Raw genomic sequence first — 20,514 nt, 5'->3', positions numbered from 1 at the left:
AGTCTGTTACTAACTATGACTTGTTGGTACCACTCAACTACTTAATGTACTGAGTAATATTGTACTGGTTATGGTTGGGGAATGGAAGGGGGAAATAAATATTACTGCGTGGTTCTTGGGAACAAAGTACCTTCGATTGGCCTTATTACACCTTCAGCAAAAACATGCCTAATCTTCACTGCAGTTGATGGCATAAAAGGCTCAAGCAAATCTGCGATTTGTAATAGATACGCAACTTGGTATGCTAACACACTACGTAATTGCTGTTTGTCTTTAGTTTTTGCTATTTCCCAAGGCTTTTGTTCTTCAATATATTGATTCAAGCTCCTTACACGCTCCCAAACATCTTCTAATGCCTTGTCGAAGCGACAATCATTCAAGAACTGCTGATACTGGCCGATATCGTGTTCTGTCTCTGGGATATCTCCAAGAACTCCGTCTTCGTAACGATTTATCATAGACGCAGTGCGTTGCACGGCGTTACCAAGCTCGTTGGCAAGCTCACTATTATAAACCTCGTCAAGCCGTGTCCATGAAAAGTCACCGTCATCGTAACTTGGGATATGTCTCATAAAGAAATACCTAAACACATCTGGATCATATTTAGACAAAATATCAGCTGGGGAAACGACATTACCAAGAGATTTGCTCATCTTGACGCCACCCTCTGCATTAATAAAACCATGTACATACAAAGTCTTTGGTAAGGGCAGACCAAGCGCTAGCAACATCCCAGGCCACATGGCCCCGTGATGCCGAATAATATCTTTACCAATAACTTGCACGTTCGCTGGCCAATATTCTTTAAAATCTTTGCTTTCAGGATACCCCAAAGCCGTAATGTAGTTAAGGAGTGCCTCAAACCATACATACATAACTTGACTATCATCACCTGGCACAGGAATACCCCAAGAAATCTTATCTTTTGGTCTTGAAATACTTATATCTTCTAACCCCGAGCTAATTACATGCAATATTTCGTTTCGCCTCGTTTTAGGCGTAACACGAAACTCCTTAGAAACAATTGCTTCACGAATTTGATTAGCATATTTTGATAAATTAAAGAAATAATTATCCTCCTTAAGTCGCTCGTAAGGTCGATTATGGTCAGGACAAATATTGTTGTTTTCTTTGACCTTAGCATCTGGCACAAATGTTTCACATCCGATACAGTACCACCCCTCGTAGCTCCCTTTGTAAATATCATCTTTTAGTTCATTCCAAATTATCTGTGCGCGTTGAATATGACCTTCATCAGTTGTGCGAATAAACCTATCATTGCTAATATTGAGCATTTTTTGTAGTTCACGAAACTTGGCGCTATTTTCGTCTACCAACTGCTGTGGAGTAATGCCCAGATCGTTAGCCTTCTCTGCTATTTTACTCCCGTGTTCATCTGTGCCAGTGACAAATAGTGTTGGAGTTTTTTGGAGTCTTGCGTGCCTGGCCAAAACATCTGCATACAAAAACTCTAGAGCATGGCCTAAATGTGGTTCACCATTAACGTATGGTATTGATGTTGTTACGTAGTAGTTCATTTTTACCTCGAAATATTATTCTTGATTCGATGCGCAAAAACATCATTTTATATTTCTTGATATTTGCACACCGCAAGTTATTAATAATTATACTAATCTTATCATTAATTGAGTATTCTACGCCCATTAGGGCATGATTAAATACTGTAACCGACTTTTATTTAGGCTCTTCATTACGCTTATGCTTAGCTTTCCGTTTAAGTAACTGTATATTATTATAGCAGTATCCATCTGGGTCATTCTTGCATTCTTTCTCGCTACGATATGTCTTAAGCTCGGTGTTAATAATAGAATTGTGTGCGATGCCTCTCCTGTCTAAAACGGTCAGCTCTGGTTGTCTTTGCCACGTAAATAAGGCTTCTATCCTTGGAATCGAGTATTTAATTTCTAGCTTTTCAATAAATTTCGCGACTGTTCTGCCGGTAGTTCCAACATCTTCAATAACTAAAGCGAACTCTGGCCCTAGCCTTCGAAGCAACACCCTGCCGGCATATGTTGGAACAACGTGACCAAAACGGTTCTTTTCAGTATCGATAAGCTCGACATCTGCTTCTAGTACCCCTACTGTATCTCTGGCTATTCGATTTGCGCTATTTGCCATACCGATAATTACATCTGGTAGTGGGTCATATAACTCACTAATAGTCTGTGCTTCAGTTTCGATTAAATATCTATAAGTATCGCTCTCTTGCGGTATCTCTTTCAAAGCTAGCTTGCGTCCATGTCCGCCACCCGCCAGCTCATGATGAACATCCTCACCGTCCATCACTCCGGGTTCATTAATTATCATCTGTTCCAATATTCGTGCACGCTCAATCATCGAAAGATGTATTATATCTTAATTCCACTTACTTGCAAGATGCCATAAATTACATTGCAAACATTGGTAACTTTTTAGCTTCACACCATGCTTCTTCTCAGCTAAAAGAATCGAGGCATTTGCCTCTGATTGGGTTATGTAAACTGCTTTTTCTTTACAAGATAGCTTACTTTTCATCAATATAATCCTGGCATAATCGTTCAAAAACTGCATTTGTCCAGCCAAATCCTGTTTGACTAGGATAGACGCCTTTAGCTGGAGGCTTTGATGGATCAACCACATTGTATTTTTCAAGGAAAACGCCATGCTTATTAAACCAGTCAAGATTAGTTTTAAGCCATTTTAGTGCAATTCGCTTTGCTTCATCATGAAATCCATATTTTTCAAGCCCACGAATCACAATTAACTGCAATGGAGCCCAACCATTTGGGTGAGCCCATTGTGTTGGAATTGTGCCTGGAATAATTTGGTTAATTGGTACGACTTGAGAATCTGTTGTTGCAAGTCCGCCTTTTTCTTCAAACTTCTTTAGCGACCTTACTAGCTTGAGTGCTTTTTTATCGTCTACCATACCTGCCCACAACGGGAAATAACTAGCCAACGAACTCACACTACCTCGTTTTTCTTTCTTGAAATCATAGTCAAAATAAAGCCCCTTAAGATCACTCCACATCAAGCTATCCATAGTATTTTTTCTGATCTGTGCTCGTTTTTCCCAGGTTTTTGCCTCATGATTATCACCATTTAGTCTTGCCACCATTGCAAAGTCTGTTTCGTACTTATACAACAAACTATTGAGGTCTACCGGCAAATAATGTAGCGCCTTGCGCCCAAAACGAGGAGTCATATCCCAGCCACTTTCAGCTTCAGCTAGATCATTTAGATAATTAATATCGTAGTACCTGCTCAAGCCACCGTAAACTAAACGTTCGTTGGGTTTGGTTGTGCCCATCCAAACCACTTCGTATTCTTGCTTTGCGCAATCCATACGTTCATTCAACCAACGGAGATTATGGTTATAAGCATTATATACATCTAAAATATAACTTGTTAAAAAAGGTGGTTGCGAACGCCCCATTAGATAAGTTCTTGAGGCGTTAGGAATTATCTTAAATCTTTTTTGCATGCTTAGTAGATTCTCGAGTATTCCTTCAACCAAAGCTTGATTTTCTAAGTTTAGCATCCCCTGCACCATAAAGTAGCTATCCCAATAATACATCTCGTTAAAGTCAAAAGCATGACCCTCTTCGTAAGCTGGCACTAAGTATGGCCTTGGCAGACCCAACAATGTTTCATCATCTTTAGGGTGAAATCGTTCCAACTTCTTCCAGTAGTTTTTTATATACTGCCGGGCTTCATCAACATCACCAGCATTAAGCTCAACGGGTGTTGACCCAAATAAAGACCTTACAACCAGTTTTGATTTTTGAATCATACTAGTTCAAGTTTATTCTCTATTATTCGGTGTTTCAAGTTTAAATGATTTTCTGCGACTGTTGCTTAACAATACCAAAAGCTCTGTCGCCATTGCACAAGGTTAACATCTTATGTTATTCTTATGCTTGTAAATAGTAGTAACTTAAGAAGGAATGGGAATTGAAGTCGTTAATGCAAAAGTTTAGTGTTTTTATGTTTGGTTGTTATAAAGATAACAAAACAATTGAGGGTATTAATAAGTTTATGGCTTATCTAAAGCCTGCTTCTGTTTCTGCATCATTAATAGCTATTGGTTTAGTGTTAGCTTTATCTACTACATTAGCCTTAATACCTGCTAATAAAGCCTATGCTATAACTCCTCCGGATAGTTGTTTTGACTTTAATGCCGGCACTAATACTATTACAGGTTACTACGAGCACGAAAACAACAATCCAGGCGACCCAGCTTGCCCTAAGGCTGTAGATATACCTAGTGCTATTGGTGGTGTAGCGGTGAATGTGATAGGAGATTCTGCTTTTGAACACAAAGACCTCACCAATGTGACTATACCAGGAAGTGTTACAAACATTGGAAATGGAGCGTTTCGTGACAACAAGATATCCACACTAGATTTAGGCAGTGTTACCAATATTGGCGAAAGTGCTTTTTATGACAATGAGCTCACTAATGTTGTTATACCGAGTACTGTATCGGTGATTAGCAACCATGTATTCCAGAACAATCAACTTAGCAGTGTAACTATTCCTAGCTCGGTTACTACTATCGGCGACTCTGCTTTTTCTGAGAACCAACTAACTAGCGTAACTATTCCTAGCTCGGTTACTACTATCGGCGATTATGCGTTCATGACCAATCAGCTTACGAATATAACTATCCCTAATTCAGTAACATCCATAGGTATTTACGCTTTTAATGATAATCATCTGAGTGAAATCAATATACCTAACTCAGTTGTGTCCATTAATATCTTGGCTATCGGTGGCCAAACCATCCCTGGAACTCCTTCATATAAAGATTTTGTGGATTCTGGGTATTACCCATCAGTTTTTCAAGCTATGTTAGATGGGACTAAGACTTGTAGCGTTTATATCAACCCTAGCCAGGCTACAACTTTAGGACTGGCTGATCTAGCAATGACAGAGGCAGACTTTGGCATGCCAGATTCTAATGGCAATGGTGATACTAGCGATATTCTTCTTATGACTCTCATCAACCCCTCCCGTGCTGTAGTTAAGTATCAGGATGGGTCTGGTAATGATTTATTGCCATCATCTACTATCACTGGTTATGACACTGGTTCTAGTACTACACTAACTAACTATCTACTCAAGGATAATCCTTCTAAAGATATTAATGCTTACTACAAGGTAGGAGATACAGTAGATTTGCCTTCTGCTCCTAATATCTCTGGCTATAGTCTAGTATCTACTCCTCCTACTACTCTAGCCTTATCTACTACTGGAGCTAATGAGATTATCTATACCTATAAAACAGGGGGTAGTAACTCTATACCTAATGCAGAAGATAGTAAGACTGTAGTTCTAGATCTTCCGACTAGTACTACACTATCTAACTTTGTGGCTGTTAAAGAATCATCACTAGCAGTTCAAGACTCTGGCTATAATTATCCATTAGGCTTAATAGACTTTAGCTTTAGTACATCTACTACAGACAACACAGTGTCGTTACTATTTGTTACCGACTTAAAACCAAATCAGGTAATAGCTAAAAAGTATGATCCTAGCACTAAGGGCTATACTACATTAGACAATGCTACTATTACTGAAACTACTCATAATAACCAGCATGCTCTACTACTAACCTATACCATTACTGACAATGGTGACTTAGACTTAGATAAAACAACTGGCATCATCAAAGACCCTGTAGGCTTAGCTACGTTAGCTGTGGGGAGTCCGAATACGGGGGTGAGGTAAAATAAGATAAAGACAAACTATATTTAGGAGGACTGTCCTCCTAAAGTGGGAAAATATGGTGTAGTAAGCAAATAAAGCTCAAGCGTCTTGTAAATTTGATACTTTATTAGTATAATATAGTTTACGGGGCTGAATTTTAAGCTCGACGTCGGACTTTATCGGTTAGATTAGCAGGTCGCTTATCAGCGTGAGGCCTGTCGCACAGTAAAGCTTGTATCAAGATTCGATATTATTAAGCGAAAGTTATCGAAAAATACAAAATGTAACCCAGGCTACGTTGAGTACTTAAGGATAATTTACAACCAATAAAAATCGGATCACAGATAAGAATTTACTGTGTGGCCGGTCTCTAATAGGTACATTTTTTTAGATGCAAATAAAGTATCTGAAGCAAAGGTTGCTGTTGCAAACTTGTTTGCACGTAGCTTTGCACCAGCTGTAGCTTAATTTCTACAGCCGTACATCGTTTGACGTCAGATAAAACCAATGTACGTCATATTTCTGGCTGGGTTTTTGGCTCTACCCTAGCTAAAGGCTAAGATATTCATGGGTTGCGTGAATTTGTTATTTTGTCTGTTTACAGGCAGATCCACAAAGATAATCACTAAACAGACTAAGCCTGTAGATGACTAATCAAGATAAACCAACGGACGCGGGGGCAGTACCCGCCAGCTCCACCAATCAAGACCAAACCACAAATAATGTGGTTTTTTTGATTTATCTGAAGGCTATGCTAATATACAAATATTAAAAGGATACAATGATGTCAAAAATAAAAAACAAACAAAATAAAAAAAGTACTCTAGTTAATAAGGTATCAAAACAATCTAAATTATTAGTCATCGTTTTTGTTGCAATTGCTGGTCTACTGGCCGTAACTAGCTCATATGCAAACTCTAAAAAGAGTGACTACACCTTAAAGACGCCAGTAGAGCAAACAACCATCAGCTTAACTAAGGAAAAGCCATTAATTATTTCGAAAAATCCTAATGGTAAAATATCATACGAATCAAGAGGTAAATCTATTGACGTGGCAGTTAGTGGCACCGTTTATTGTACCCCCGAGAATGATGGACCAGTCAAAATGATTACACTAACTCAAGACCAACTACTTAGCACTGAAAAGCAAATAGAAGCAATACAGCCAGCAAGTGATACCACAAAACAAGATGATATTAAATCTAGTATTGGAAATTCTAAACAATTACAACTATCAAGTAGCTCAACTGTAGCTCCCGTAGAAACAAACGCCGTAAATCCTTCAAAAAGCATGGTCAGGACAGAGCAACTACTTGACTCAATTTGTCAAAAAGCAAATACAACTATACCAAGTCAAGATTTACCGGCTTTTATCCCCGATACCGCAACATTACCAAAACGAAAAAAACGATCATCATTGTTTAATAACGTGTTCTCGTCAATAATCACACCTAAAACATATGCTGCAGATACCCCTGCACCATTGACGACACCACCTCCGGCACTAAACACTAATGCAGAAAATGACCAACTCAGTAGAATAAATTATGTCAGACAGCAAAACTCTCGACCTCTTTTAAGCAAATCAGAATGTTTAACAAAAGCTGCACGTACCTGGTCTTTAAATATGGCGACTGTCGACAGACTATATCACAGCCCATTAGCCCAAACAGTCGAAAAAGAATGTGGCGCAAATTGGTGGGCAAAACTCGGTGAAAACGTTGGATTCGGTGGAGACTCTATGACAATATTTAATGCCTACATGAATAGTCCACACCACAAAGACAATATCCTTGATCCAGCCTTCCAAAGAGTTGGAGTTGGGGCATACACATATAAACACCCAACCAAACCAAATACATTTGTTTGGACAACTCAGTTATTTGCTCGGTGCATGGGTTCGTGCGCTAACAAATAGCTCAAGACCTCTAATTACAACTAATTCGTACTACTGATATATACACATTTTAGCCTGTCTGATATATTAATATAACCAAACTATTCATTCAGGTTGTTATGGCAAGTGATAAAGAAAAGTATAAAAAATGCCTACAAAAGTGGGATCTGCTTCAAGAAGAAGATCTATTGAGCGTACCTGAGCATATCGGCAAAGTGGCTATATTCTGCTCCTATGCAGTTATTGACCTTATTGGGGAGCGTACCTACAAGCGCGGACATAAGGATGTCACTAACTTTCGCAAAGAAGCCTTTGCGATAGCCGATAGACTTCATGAAGTTGGAAAGCAATCTGAAGTTATTCTGAATGCTAACGATATTGATTTTAGTACCGTGCTACGAGATGAACACTTTAGCGATATAGTAACTATTGGGCATGGCAATTTGAGCACTCTCATAATTAATGATGATTCTGGTACTGATCTTGCACTAGATTGGTTTGATCTTTCAACCTTTACAGATCATCTTAAAACAGGGGATTTTGTTCAGCGACAATGTGGGACTTTTGGTAGAGATTTATCTATTCCACTTGGAATGTTCTGTATGAGCAAACATTGTGATGTTATTGCATCCACCGGATCAGCTTTTGAACCAAAAGGATTAGATCATCCTGCTAATAATTTACTAGATTACGTAACTACAGAAGCTAGGCTTGACTATAAGTCGGCAAAGGCAACATTTTGCTATTAATTACCTTTTATGCGAACACGCTTTGTAATTAATCCATCTAGCAACAAATGACTAAAATAGCCAACTACCGCCGATAGATAAAAAGCTATGCCGATCAATAATTTATTTGGCTGATACAAATAAGGAACTATCAAAATTGGCAATGGCACCACAATCATAGCCCACTTCTTGTGTGTCCAACCTCTGTGTTTTGCGAGAATTGGCGTCATGGCTATTAACCCAAGATAAGCCGAGACCTCGAATCTTCCATATATAATAAGTATAACGTTCAAAATAAAGGCAAAACCAAAAAATATATCTTGTGCTTTTGAATTTGTATCAATATCCGGCCACAATCCAAATAAGATTGCCGTTACAAACAATCCCGACACCCACTGCCAGTTTGCAAGCATATCTTGCACACCTGTTAGCCATGTAAATGGCAACAAGGTCAGCACAACTAATACCAACGCCAAACATATTACTGCACCTGATATGTGACCTTTGTAATTAGCCATAACTACTATTATGCAACATAATAATACTCATAGGCTAGAATTTTAGTCAGTTTTATTAATGCTGGGTGGCATGAGTTCGTTTACTGCTATTACTAGTAGTAGCCTCTAAGTCATGAGTATTTGGCAAGAACGATGAGGCTCCAAGAGCAACAATAATGAATAATCCGGCGATTTGCATAGATTGGCTTGAACTTTTAGCAGACGCCTCGTCGGCGATTTTGCGCAGTTCTTCTTTAATATTTGCAGGTATACTAGCCATCTTCTGTTGTTGAGCACTTTGGCCACCTAATTCAACACTTGATGCCTGTGATTCCACAACTTTTGATATCGAACTTTTGGCATGATCGGGGATAACCTTGCTTTCAGAAATTCCGTTTGATAAATTTGTTGCCAGCGAGGTTAATAACACGGCGCCGATAATTGCAGAACCAAGAGAAGAACCAATCTGTCTTAAGGTATTGCTAACTCCAGATGCTTCACCAGATTCTTCAACAGATACAGCCGATAATGTTAGGTTACTAGCTTGTGCCATTACAAAGCCCATGCCAATTCCGAACAACAACAATCCAGGCATTAACGTTAATGGAGTTGCAGTTGGCGTAATCGAACGACTTAATACCCATGAAGCAATTATTGCTAAGCTCAATCCTGCTTGAATTATACGCTTGGTTGTAAATTTCTTATTTAAAATAGAAGATAGTGGGGCAGAAATTAGAACCATCAATGAAAGTGGTAACAAGGCAATACCGGTATGTAGTGCGTCAAGGCCCTGCACCGACTGTAAAAATACCGGAAGGGCAAATATTAAGCCAACCATACCTAATGATAAAAGAGCGGTTACTGAGGCTCCTGAAATGAACTGCCTATTCTTGAATATGCCCATGGAAACCAAAGGAGTACGTCCCTGGCTCTCGACAAAATTTTCCCACAACGCAAATAAAGCCAATAAAATAATACCGATAATAATCGCGATTGGAGTTATCGATAAGCCAACAACATTAACTTCGTGACCTAGAAGTTTATAGGCTTGTGTTGCTTTTAACCAACCGTAATTTGATGACTCAATAATTCCGTACACAAACGCAAAGAGTCCAACTGAGGATAATAAAATACCCATGATATCAAGTTTGCGACTGACATTTTTTTCGCGAGCTTCAGCTATAGCCATAGAGCCTAGCAATAGCAATATCACTACAAAGATATTTATTCGGAACGCCCACCGCCAGCTATAATTTGTTGTTAAATATCCACCCAAGATCGGGCCGAGAGCAGAAGCCGCACCTGCTACGCCACCCCATATCCCAAAAGCAATGGCCCTATCTCTACCCCTGTATGTTGAAACGAGTAGTGAAGCCGTAGCTGGCATCATTAAGGCTGCGCCTATTCCTTCAATAATTGATTCGCCCACAATCATAACCCCTACACTGTGACTAATTGAAGTAATGAACGATCCAACAGCAAATATTACTGCCCCGATCATAAACATCTTTTTGCGCCCAAAAATGTCACCTAAACGACCACCGGTAATAGTAAACGCCGCCAAGGTTAATGAGTATGCAGTAATCACCCACTGGATTCCTTGAATATCAGTATTCAAATCATTAACAATTGTCTTGAGCGAAACATTTAATACTGTTGTATCGATAATAATTATCATCAAGGCCAAGCTCAATACCGCCATCGGAAGCCACTTTAGTAATCCGTGTTTTGCCTTCTTTTTGTTTGGGGGCAAAGCTTTATTTGATTTTGGTTGATTGTTTTTATGCATAGTTATCCTTTTATTTATTGACGTTTGATTGTAAGTATTCATTGAGAACTGTTAGTGATTTTAATAAATCAACCTCTTGATGCTTTGACAGTTGCGAAATCATTGGTTGATACGAAGTTTTCATAAGTTCAATTGATTCATCACAAATCCGTTGTCCACGAGTTGTTAATGTAGTAATGTGCTCGCGTCGATTTGAAGGGTTTAATGTGCTTTGCAACAAACCATCATTAAACATCAGTTTAATCTGACGACTAATACTTGCTTCGGTTTGTCCGAGCTGTTGCGCAATTTGTTTTTGCTTAATATTCGGTTGCCATCTTAAAATCATCAGTAACTTAAACTGTGAAAAACCAATACCAAGATTTTGCGTTAAGATAAAGTCATTTTGCCGGCTAAGAAGCATGGCGATCTTTTGAATAAGATAGCTGACATTGTCCGTTGGTTTTATATTTGAAATCACCTTATAACTTTACTAGTTAATTATTAACGTGTCAACTGTGATATTTCGTTAGAGATCTTTTCCCATTGACCTAAAGTTAATTGTTGAGCTCTAATATCAGACCTTAGGTTACAGTCTTGAAGAATTTTTGAAATCTCTTCTTTGCCTAGTCCTAACTCGGTCGCTAAATTATTAACTAATTTTTTTCGTTTTTGGCTAAACCCTGCTTTAATTACCCTGCTTAATTGAGGCAATATTTGAGAAGACCGACTTTCTGACTTACGGTGCAGTATAAGTATTTGTGAATCTACTTTAGGAGGTGGAGAAAATAACTGAGCTGGAACAATTCGACCAAGAGACACATCATAGTGAATTTGAGTAAAGACTGAAAGCATACTCAACTCCCCCGGATTAGCCCCAACCCTCTGAGCCACTTCTTTTTGAACTAGAAGTACGGCTATTTTTGGCATATTTTCAGACTCCGACAAAATTCTAAGCAAATTTGCTGTCAAATAATACGGAATATTTGCGATTATTTTGTAATCTGGTGGCAAGTCATTGAGATTAAATACCCTAATATCCCCTTCTTGAATCACTACATTAGTAGATTCTTTGTAAGTCCTAATTAAATCTTTGTATCTTGCGCTGTCAAACTCTAGGGCAATAATGTTTGCATTTGTTTCTGTAAGTTTTTCTGTGAGCGTGCCTGTGCCTGGGCCAATCTCAAGTATTGTATCAGATGCGCAAATTTCACCTGCGTGAACCATAGCTACTAAACTTTCTTCATCTTCAAGCCAGTGTTGACCTAATGCTTTTTTAGCCTCCGGAAAATTACTCATATACCTATACTACTGACCTGATTTATACAAATTGTCATGCATGCAACAATCCGTACACTCAATTTGGGTCATCTAATACCATCCCCGAGCTTGTGACGTAGACCAGGCTCCACATGGCGTACCGTAATGTCCAGCGACATACCCTAAGCCCCAAGCAATTTGCGTTGAAGGGTTGGATGCCCAATCCGACCCAGCACTAGACATTTTGTTACCTGGTAATGCCTGGGGGATACCGTAAGCACCACTACTTGGATTTCCTGCTGTGGTACTCCAGTGTGATTCTTTTTGCCAAAGCTGATACAAACAGTACCATTGCTCTCCAGTCCAGCCTCGACTCGCAGCCATACTTTCACCAATTCTAACGTTTTCCGATGGATTACTTATGATAATTTTTGTCCCCCTTGTAACTAACTTCCTCTGGGGTTGAATTGTAACGATTTCTTGTAATTTATTCCTGCTAACCTCAATCCCATTTTCAGTCTTTATTTCATATGTAACAACCTTTTTACCGGGAGCTCCTGGCTCCTTAACTGCCGTACTGCCTCGCGTCATATTTGCGTCATCAACATACTCAATAGGTGCAGGTATTTCTTCCTCAACAGTAGCAATTTGCTGACCTTCACGGGTAATCGTTATCTTCATGTCGGGGTGAAGCTGTGTATCTGAAGACGGTGCCACGGTATCACTTTCTGAAAACTTGATATTCTTTTCCTTCATTAAGTCGCCAACGGTCTTTGCTTGAGTACGCACCCCGCTTACATTACCGTAAAGTATCAAAGTTACTGGAGTCGCTCTATCTATAACATATCTATCACCAACAACCCCTTCTTGTATTAAATTCTCTGGCACATCTGGAACCATTTTATCCTCTGGATATACTACAATACCCGCATTGCGTGCCACTACAGCAGGTGATTGATCAGCAGAATTAACAACTATCTGCTTTCCTTTATCTACAATCATTACTGGTCTTGATCGATAGATATTAATATCGAAATTATCGTTAATAATCGGTGAATCCAGAGCTGGCTCCACAACATCCCCTTCATGTATTTTAATATCCAGCCTATCGAGTAAATCCTGTACTGTCTTTGCACGTGTAGGTAATGTTTGTTTATTGCCATCCGCATAGACTGTTACTATTCTGGAGTCATTAGGACCAACCGTTGTTCCGCCACCAAAAATGACCATACCTATCATTGTAAAGATAAAAAGTAACAAAAAAGTTACCACCGGCACCACAAAGGGATGACCTTTGGGCATTATAAATTTTCTGGGTTGCGATTTATCAGATTGTTTTTTTACCATAAAATATCAAAGTCACAAATGCGTGACTATTCTATTGTATCAAATATCTACTTTACTTAATGCGATACATACATCGCTATTTGAATTTTTGGCAGAAAGATTCCTAATATTAATCCAATTTGCCTGATATATCTCGTTCTTTTGCCGCAAAATTTTGGTAGGTTTATCACAAATTACTCTAAATAATGAATAGCGGAAAACTAACCCGTCGTTATCGTATTCAAAGTCACCAATCTTGCCGACCATTGACTGGTTGACTATAATGCCAGTTTCTTCTGACAACTCACGAATAAATGCTAATTTTGCATTTTCTCCAGACTTTATGCCACCCCCAGGAAGATTCCATTTTCCATTACCCAACCAAGATTTTACGACCAGTATTTTATCTTCGCAAACAACCACTCCACGCGATCTTTTTGACTTCCCTAAAATAACTTTAAATATTGGCCAACCAACCCAATAGCAAATTCTTCCAAAAATCATGAACATTTTTGTCATAGTTTCTCTATTCTGGCGTATGAAATATTTATCTTCTTGGTTCCTTTATTCTTGAAATAAATAACAGCTTCATCACCGTTAATTTCTACCACTGTTCCGATTCCAAATATTTGATGCTTAATGCCATCACCCTCGTTTAACTCCGGCACATATCTAAGCTCTTCATTCTTTAAATCATCATGTTGCACTTCGTCAAAATCATAAGTTGATTTTTGCTGGATATCTTGCAAAAAGCTATTTTCGATTGTTGACTCAGCTTCAATTTCTGACAAAAATCGTGAAGCTGGATTATGTTGAAACCCTCCATAAAGCATTCTAGCGCTGGCATGAAGTAAATACAGCTCTTCGCGGGCCCTCGTCATTCCGACATAGCACAATCTTCGTTCTTCTTCCATTTCGTGTTGATCAAATAACGATCTAGAGTGCGGAAAAATCGTCTCTTCCATGCCTGCCATAAAAACAACTGGGAACTCTAGCCCCTTAGCGCTATGTAATGTCATCAACGTGACCGCATCGCCACCAACATCAGACTGGTCAATATCACTAACTAAGCCAACTTCTTCTAAAAATCCATCTAGGCCAAGATCTTGATATTGTTCCGCCACCGACAACAGCTCTTTAACATTTTCCTTTCGTGAGTCACCTTGAGCGGTGCCATCATCAAGATAATCCACGTATCCTATGCGTCGAATAAAACTATCGATAATCGTAGCTACTGAGTTATTTTCAATCTGTGATCTAAAGTCGACAATTATTGAGGATAGTTCGTTAAAACCCGCTCTCGCTTTTGGGGTAATTAATTTGCAATTGTCTACATTTGTTAGAGCTTCAAACAACAAATATCCGTTATCTTGTTTCCACATCAAAAAACTCTGCAAAGATTTAGCACCTATTCCTCTTGTCGGAATATTAACAATACGCTCAAAACTAGCAATATCCTCGGGTTGATAAATTAACCTCAAATAGGCTAACAGGTCTTTGATCTCTTTTCGGTCATAAAATCTCACTCCTCCAACAATCTTGTAAGGAACCCCGTACTGCACAAAAATTTCTTCTAAAGATCTACTCTGGGCATTCGTTCTGTATAAAACGGCAAAGTCTTTATAAGATCTAGCCTTAATATCAAAAGCTGTTTTTATACGTCGGACTATTGCTTCTCCTTCAGCCCTCTCATTTGCTACTTGAATAATCTGGATCGGCGATCCATCGCCTGATGCAGTCCAAAGCTTTTTGTCTGAACGATGTTTATTTTTGGTGATTACGGCGTGTGCACCATCTAAGATTTTTTTGGTACTTCTATAGTTCTGTTCGAGCTTTATTATGGTAGCGTTCGGATTATCCCTTTCAAAGTTCAGGATATTTTTATAATCTGCACCTCTCCAGCTGTATATTGACTGCCAGTCATCTCCGACTACAGCGACATTATTATGTTGTCCAGTCAGCAATTTTATTAACTTATACTGAGCAGAGTTTGTGTCTTGGTATTCATCGATCATAATGTAATTAAACTGCTCTTGCCATTTTTTTCTAGCCACTTCACTTTTATCAAGCATTTCGACGGTTCGTGAAATCAAATCGTCGAAATCTAACCCATTAGCTTCTTTTAGTGCTCTTTGATACAAAGGATAAACCTTTGCACTTGCAAGCTGTAGCTGACCAGAGGCCACAGCCTGGAAATCGCTCGGAGTGACTAGTTCATTTTTTGCATTACTAATGATGCTTGCGATTATTTTTGGTGAGTTCGATTTTTCATCAATGTGCAGTTCTTTTAGGATCTTCTTTATAGAATTAATTCTGTCTGCTTCGTCAAAAATAACAAAATTATGTGGCACACCAATGTGTTCACCGCTGACACGCAAAATGCGGACACAAATCGAATGGAACGTACCACAATATGGCATAAATGAACGGTCATCTGGATTCTGACCAAGCAAAGTTGCTGTTCGTTCGCGCATTTCACGAGATGCTTTGTTTGTAAATGTAACTGCCAAAATGTTATACGGCGTCGCATAATTATTGGCGATTAGATATGCTATTCGATGAGTTAAGGTCTTAGTTTTTCCAGAACCGGCACCCGCCAAAATCAATAATGGACCGTCGATTGTTTCGACAGCTCTTTTTTGTTCATCATTTAATCCCTCAAGTAAATTTTTAGTCACTTAGATTATTTTATCATCTGGAAGGCAACTTTATAGAACAATAATAAAAAGTAACGCTAAGATTCCTACTAATACAACACCACCAATAATCACACCTATAATCATAGGAGTTGAAGATTTTGACTTGATCGGCAAATAGTATTTTTTTTCGTTTATTAAACGTTCGATCTCTTCAGACCGTTCATCAACTACTGGTTGCTGATTTTCTATTACACCATCAGGTAATTCTTCTTCTTTGACTTCCTTGGGTTGAGATTCGTCTTTAAGTTGAGTTTCGTCTTTTTTCAAAGACTCTTTGGTTATTGTAGGTTCTAATACTAGACTTTTTTTTGATAATTCTGGCTTATCATCCTTCTTATCTTCATCACGCATCATTGGATCTTTAGAGAGTTGTTGATTATTGACTAGTGCAGGTTTTGACGTATGGCTCACTGGCAACAGCCCAGGTTTTGTAGCGTCTAGATGTTTTTGGTCATCATCAGACATCTTCGCCTCTTTCATGTTGCATTTTATAGGCTGACTCAACAATCCCAGAAAACTTATGATAATTTATGCTTGCTCCGCCAACAAGAACACCATCACACCCAGTAATCTCTAAATATCCACGTGCTATTTGATCATCAACACTACCGCCATACAACACCCTGACATTCTGTGAGGCTCGTTTTCCGTACAGATTATTTATTTGATTACGAATGCCGTCCATCGCCTCTTTTACTTGAGTTGGTTTAGCAAGCTCACCCCCAAAAGTACTAATCGCCCAAACTGGTTCATATGCAATAACCATATTACCTACCTCATGCGCAGTTAAACCACTCACAGCAGTTGCGACCTGGTCATGAAGCACTCTTTGTGTTTCGCCTGCTCGTCGCTGAGTTTTTGTTTCTCCAACACAAAGTATCGGCGTAATCTCATTCCTAACACATGCCGATACTTTATCACGCACAATAGCGTCAGATTCGTTAAAGTACTGTCGTCTTTCAGAGTGCCCAATAATCGCATAGTGAACAAGATCACGTAACATTGTGAACGAAACCTCACCTGTGTACGCTCCCTCGTCTTTGTAATAGGCATTTTGAGCACATAGCCTAAACTTGCGTCGATCAATTTGTAGGCTAAGCGGTTGAAGCACCAATACATTCGGTGCCAATACGACCTCTAGGTTGCGATATATTCTTATCCTCTCGTGTAACCGATGTGCCAACAAGCTAGCTTGAGCAGTATTAAGGTGCATCTTCCAGTTTCCAACAATTAATTTACGACGCGACATAGGTTTATTGTACCTCACTTATCTTTCAGAGCCTCGACGCCTGGCAACTTTTTCCCGGCAAGCAAATCCAGGCTTGCTCCACCACCCGTCGAAACATGATTAAAATACTTCACCATTCCACGCTCTTGTATATATCCAGCTGTATCACCACCCCCAATCAAACTGTAGGGACGGTGCCCAAATTCTCCAACTAAAGCCTCAATCATCAACTCCGTTCCATGTGCAAAAGGCCCAACCGGCCCATCGACACTGGGAGTTTCGGTGATACCCATGGTACCATTCCAAACTACGGTATTTACCAGTTGCATACAACCTGCTATAAATGCCCCAGAAAATGGACCTATATCTACAATAATATCTTCCTTATTTAGTTGAAAAGCTGAACGTGGAGGTCGCTTTGGATAATTTTCTAGTGTTGCAATCAAGTGAGCATCCCAATCCACAATTCTTGTTTTAGCAAATTTATCTACTTTACTTACAACAACACTATCTTGAGGAAGATAGAAAATAAATTTTCGCTTTTTGGCTTCGAGTTCTGCTAAACGCATAATCTCTTTGGCCATCGGGACATCATCAGTATCAGATAAGCTTTTGGCAATATCAATCCCTTTAGCCTTCATAAAGGTATTAGCCATTGCTCCACCAATCACTAAAACATCGGCAAGTTTTATGAACTTTTTGAGGATTTCTATCTTATCGGAAATCTTCGCGCCACCCACAATTGCCATTAATGGATGTCGTGGATTGTCGATAATATCTCTAATTGTTGATACCTCTTTTTCTAGCAACAAGCCAGCAACACTAGGCAAGTATTTTGTCACCCCTTCTGTTGATGCATGAGCACGATGCACTATACCAAAACCATCTTCAACAAAAATATCAGCTAAGCTTGCCAGCTCTTTGGCAAACTTCTTGTCGTTTTCTTCTTCTTCAGGATTAAACCTAAGGTTTTCCAGTATCAGTACCTGTCCATCTTTAAGCTTATTGACCGCCTTTTTAGCAACATCTCCAACTGTTATTGGAGTAAAGTACACTTTTTTGCCAAGTAATTTTTCTAGTCTTTTAGCTACGGGTTGTAGTGAATATTTAAGATCTCTTCGTCCGTCTGGACGACCCAAATGAGCACATATTACAACCCTACATTTTTTATCAATAAGATACTTAATGGTAGGTAGTGACTGCTGAATCCTATAATCGTCAGTAATTTTGCCGTCCTTAGATAACGGAACATTATAATCTGCCCGGAGTAATATAGTTTTACCCGATAGTTTTATGTCTTTTATTGTCTTTTTAGTAAAACTCAAAAGATTACCCACCTTAACTGTAATTATTGTAGCAGAATTATGCTTATACTACACGAACTTTTATTGTATCTGTAGTGCCTACAACTCCAGGATGTTTTCCTGATGCCGAAACAACAATATCCCCACTACTCAATACCTTATTTTTATGTAACCATCTGGTGATTTTGGTAGCTGCAAATTGATCAACTGGACGCAGATAACTCTTTACTCCGTAAACGATTGAGAGTTGCCTTGAAGTATGAATATCAGAGGTTACGGCAATAATAGGAATCTCCGGGCGCAATGACGCAATTTGAATTGCTGTTTCGCCTGATTTTGTTTCAGCAATAATAGCTCTTGCTCCAACATCACCTGCTAATTTAATAATTGCGTTGCTGATTGCACTTTGTCTTGTGTGTTCTTCGTATGCTGGAAATTGTGCGCGAACAACAGAATTTTGCTGTGTGTATATAATAACCCTCTTCATTACTTTAACAGCTTCAACCGGGTACTTTCCACTAGCTGTTTCATCACTCAACATAACCGCATCCGCTCCAACAATAACCGCTGTAGCAACATCTGATACTTCAGCACGTGTTGGCTCTGGGGTTTCTGTCATACTGGCCAGCATTTGAGTAGCTACTATCGTAGGCTTGCGGTGACGCAAACCTAGCCCAATGATATTGCGTTGATCAATCGGAACAGATTCAGGCAAGGTTTCAATTGCCAAATCGCCTCTCGCGATCATCACAGCATCCGCTTCTTCAATAATTGATTCGATATTTTCAATCGATGCCCTGGTTTCAATCTTGGCAATAATTTTTGCCCGACTCCCGAGATTTTTGAGCATTTTTCGCAAAGTGGCAACATCGTTGGCAGATTGCACAAAACTCAGCGCAACATAATCAAAATCTTGAGTAGAGCCAAAAGCAATATCCTTCTTGTCTTTTGCCGTAATGATATCTCCAGCAAAGTCTGTGTCTGGTAAATTTATGCCCTTCCGCTTAATAAGAATACCATCATTTAAAACCCTAGCATGCACTACCCCATCAGTAATACTCACAACTTTTGCTTGAACTTTTCCGTCATACAAATAAAGTCGTTCTCCACGCTTTACTTTTTTACTCAAGTCATACTGCGTAGGGATCATTCCTGACCTGGCATAATCTGCTTTGTACTTAAACTGCAGGCTTTGCCCAGATCTAACATTAATAATCCCCTCAAAATCACCAAGGCGTATTTTTGGACCCTGCAGGTCTTGAATGATTGCAACTGGTTTGCCATATGCCTTACTGGCTTTACGAATCCACTCAATCTGTTGAATTCTTTCTTCTGGAGTACCGTGACTAAAATTTAATCTCAGTCCGTTTGCTCCAGCAACAACCATTTCGTAAACAGATTGGTAGTCGTTGCATGCTGGCCCTACGGTAGCAATAATCTTCGTACTCTTGAACTGTTCTAATGTTACTAGTGGTGCTTTTGTTGTTGTCATAGATCATTAAAAGTTTAGAAAAACCACAAATTAATAATTAGCAGTTGTGCCAAACTTAATAACCATATTATATATGAAAATCCTTATGCTTGCCTATTATTTCAAATAGAAACTCTTAATTTTACTAATAACTAAAACTTGGTTGTTATCGTATTTTAAAGCAAAAAGTTTAATTATTATTCATTAACTAGTTGGCACTAACGCTTGTGATTTTGAATTCTTTACCAGATTTTGTAATGTTAAGAACTGCGACTTTGGTGGTTTTTCCGTCCTTATCGATGTACTCTTGAGTAATCATATAAGAAGCTCCATTTTTATAAATGCTAGTTATGCCGGGTTCAAGATTCCTATCGTTTAAGATTACAACCTGTTTATTGAATTCTTCTTGTGTGTTTATTTTCTGGTAGTTGTCTGATGTCATTTTATAGGCTTGATCGTTCTTTTGTGAAAATAACTTATACATAAATTCGTTACCTAACGTAGACACCTTGTTTTGTTCTTTTTGCTCTGATTTGTTATTTGCGTACCAACCACCAGCAAACCCACCAGCTAATGCTAGAATTCCGACTATTATTGATATTATTATTGTTTTTTTCATAAATT

18 protein-coding genes and 1 other RNA gene are annotated in these 20,514 nt (G+C 38.9%); 4 read left to right on the top strand and 15 right to left on the bottom strand.

Annotated features, from left to right (window positions below; genetic code table 11):
* Window positions 1–101: 101 nt before the first annotated feature.
* The 3 genes from H6793_03115 to H6793_03105 all read right to left on the bottom strand — a co-directional run bounded on the left by H6793_03115 (window position 102) and on the right by H6793_03105 (window position 3,793).
* A complete protein-coding gene (locus tag H6793_03115) occupies window positions 102–1,538 on the bottom strand; it encodes a methionine--tRNA ligase (protein ID USN95297.1) in 1,437 nt (478 codons plus the stop codon).
* A gap of 157 nt (window positions 1,539–1,695) precedes the next feature.
* Entirely contained in the window at window positions 1,696–2,358 is a 663-nt protein-coding gene (locus H6793_03110; GenBank protein ID USN95296.1) for a phosphoribosyltransferase, read from the bottom strand.
* 166 nt (window positions 2,359–2,524) lie between these two features.
* Window positions 2,525–3,793: an alpha,alpha-trehalase gene (locus H6793_03105; GenBank protein USN95295.1), complete on the bottom strand. Its 1,269-nt coding sequence runs from the start codon at window positions 3,791–3,793 to the stop codon at window positions 2,525–2,527.
* Between the two features lie 173 nt (window positions 3,794–3,966).
* Between H6793_03105 and H6793_03100 the strand changes: the two genes are divergently transcribed.
* The 4 genes from H6793_03100 to H6793_03085 all read left to right on the top strand — a co-directional run bounded on the left by H6793_03100 (window position 3,967) and on the right by H6793_03085 (window position 8,358).
* Complete coding sequence (locus H6793_03100) at window positions 3,967–5,733, top strand: leucine-rich repeat protein (GenBank protein USN95294.1); 1,767 nt, start codon at window positions 3,967–3,969, stop codon at window positions 5,731–5,733.
* Window positions 5,734–5,858: 125 nt separating this feature from the next.
* Window positions 5,859–6,413, top strand: a transfer-messenger RNA (tmRNA) gene (gene ssrA / locus H6793_03095).
* Window positions 6,414–6,493: 80 nt separating this feature from the next.
* Window positions 6,494–7,630: a CAP domain-containing protein gene (locus tag H6793_03090; GenBank protein ID USN95293.1), complete on the top strand. Its 1,137-nt coding sequence runs from the start codon at window positions 6,494–6,496 to the stop codon at window positions 7,628–7,630.
* A 98-nt stretch (window positions 7,631–7,728) separates the two neighbouring features.
* Window positions 7,729–8,358: a hypothetical protein gene (locus tag H6793_03085; protein ID USN95292.1), complete on the top strand. Its 630-nt coding sequence runs from the start codon at window positions 7,729–7,731 to the stop codon at window positions 8,356–8,358.
* Here the strand turns inward: H6793_03085 and H6793_03080 are convergent.
* From H6793_03080 to H6793_03025, 12 genes are all read right to left on the bottom strand, one after another.
* On the bottom strand, window positions 8,355–8,855 hold the full coding sequence (locus H6793_03080) for a metal-dependent hydrolase (GenBank protein USN95291.1): 501 nt from the start codon (window positions 8,853–8,855) through the stop codon (window positions 8,355–8,357). The genes H6793_03085 and H6793_03080 overlap by 4 nt on opposite strands.
* 55 nt (window positions 8,856–8,910) lie before the next feature.
* The gene (locus H6793_03075) at window positions 8,911–10,623 is read right to left on the bottom strand and encodes an MFS transporter (GenBank protein ID USN95290.1); all 1,713 of its coding nucleotides are present in this window, start codon (window positions 10,621–10,623) and stop codon (window positions 8,911–8,913) included.
* Between the two features lie 10 nt (window positions 10,624–10,633).
* Window positions 10,634–11,083: a MarR family transcriptional regulator gene (locus H6793_03070; protein ID USN95289.1), complete on the bottom strand. Its 450-nt coding sequence runs from the start codon at window positions 11,081–11,083 to the stop codon at window positions 10,634–10,636.
* A gap of 23 nt (window positions 11,084–11,106) precedes the next feature.
* On the bottom strand, window positions 11,107–11,901 hold the full coding sequence (gene rsmA / locus H6793_03065) for a ribosomal RNA small subunit methyltransferase A (GenBank protein ID USN95288.1): 795 nt from the start codon (window positions 11,899–11,901) through the stop codon (window positions 11,107–11,109).
* A 72-nt stretch (window positions 11,902–11,973) separates the two neighbouring features.
* Complete coding sequence (locus H6793_03060; protein USN95287.1) at window positions 11,974–13,092, bottom strand: DUF348 domain-containing protein; 1,119 nt, start codon at window positions 13,090–13,092, stop codon at window positions 11,974–11,976.
* A 156-nt stretch (window positions 13,093–13,248) separates the two neighbouring features.
* Window positions 13,249–13,707: an NUDIX hydrolase gene (locus H6793_03055; protein USN95286.1), complete on the bottom strand. Its 459-nt coding sequence runs from the start codon at window positions 13,705–13,707 to the stop codon at window positions 13,249–13,251.
* Window positions 13,704–15,866, bottom strand: coding sequence for a UvrD-helicase domain-containing protein (locus H6793_03050; GenBank protein ID USN95285.1), 2,163 nt, complete (start codon window positions 15,864–15,866; stop codon window positions 13,704–13,706). Before H6793_03050 ends, H6793_03055 begins: the two co-directional genes overlap by 4 nt.
* 30 nt (window positions 15,867–15,896) lie before the next feature.
* Window positions 15,897–16,367, bottom strand: a complete 471-nt coding sequence (locus H6793_03045) for a hypothetical protein (protein USN95284.1) — start codon at window positions 16,365–16,367, stop codon at window positions 15,897–15,899.
* Complete coding sequence (locus H6793_03040) at window positions 16,345–17,136, bottom strand: triose-phosphate isomerase (protein ID USN95283.1); 792 nt, start codon at window positions 17,134–17,136, stop codon at window positions 16,345–16,347. Before H6793_03040 ends, H6793_03045 begins: the two co-directional genes overlap by 23 nt.
* A gap of 14 nt (window positions 17,137–17,150) precedes the next feature.
* Window positions 17,151–18,440, bottom strand: a complete 1,290-nt coding sequence (locus tag H6793_03035) for a phosphoglycerate kinase (protein USN95282.1) — start codon at window positions 18,438–18,440, stop codon at window positions 17,151–17,153.
* 43 nt (window positions 18,441–18,483) lie between these two features.
* A complete protein-coding gene (pyk, locus tag H6793_03030) occupies window positions 18,484–19,911 on the bottom strand; it encodes a pyruvate kinase (GenBank protein USN95281.1) in 1,428 nt (475 codons plus the stop codon).
* Between the two features lie 187 nt (window positions 19,912–20,098).
* Complete coding sequence (locus tag H6793_03025) at window positions 20,099–20,509, bottom strand: hypothetical protein (GenBank protein ID USN95280.1); 411 nt, start codon at window positions 20,507–20,509, stop codon at window positions 20,099–20,101.
* Between the last annotated feature and the right edge of the window lie 5 nt (window positions 20,510–20,514).

The organism is Candidatus Nomurabacteria bacterium (assembly GCA_023898625.1).
Classification (GTDB): domain Bacteria; phylum Patescibacteriota; class Saccharimonadia; order Saccharimonadales; family JAGQNJ01; genus HK-STAS-PATE-36.
This window is presented reverse-complemented; position numbering and strand designations above follow the sequence as displayed.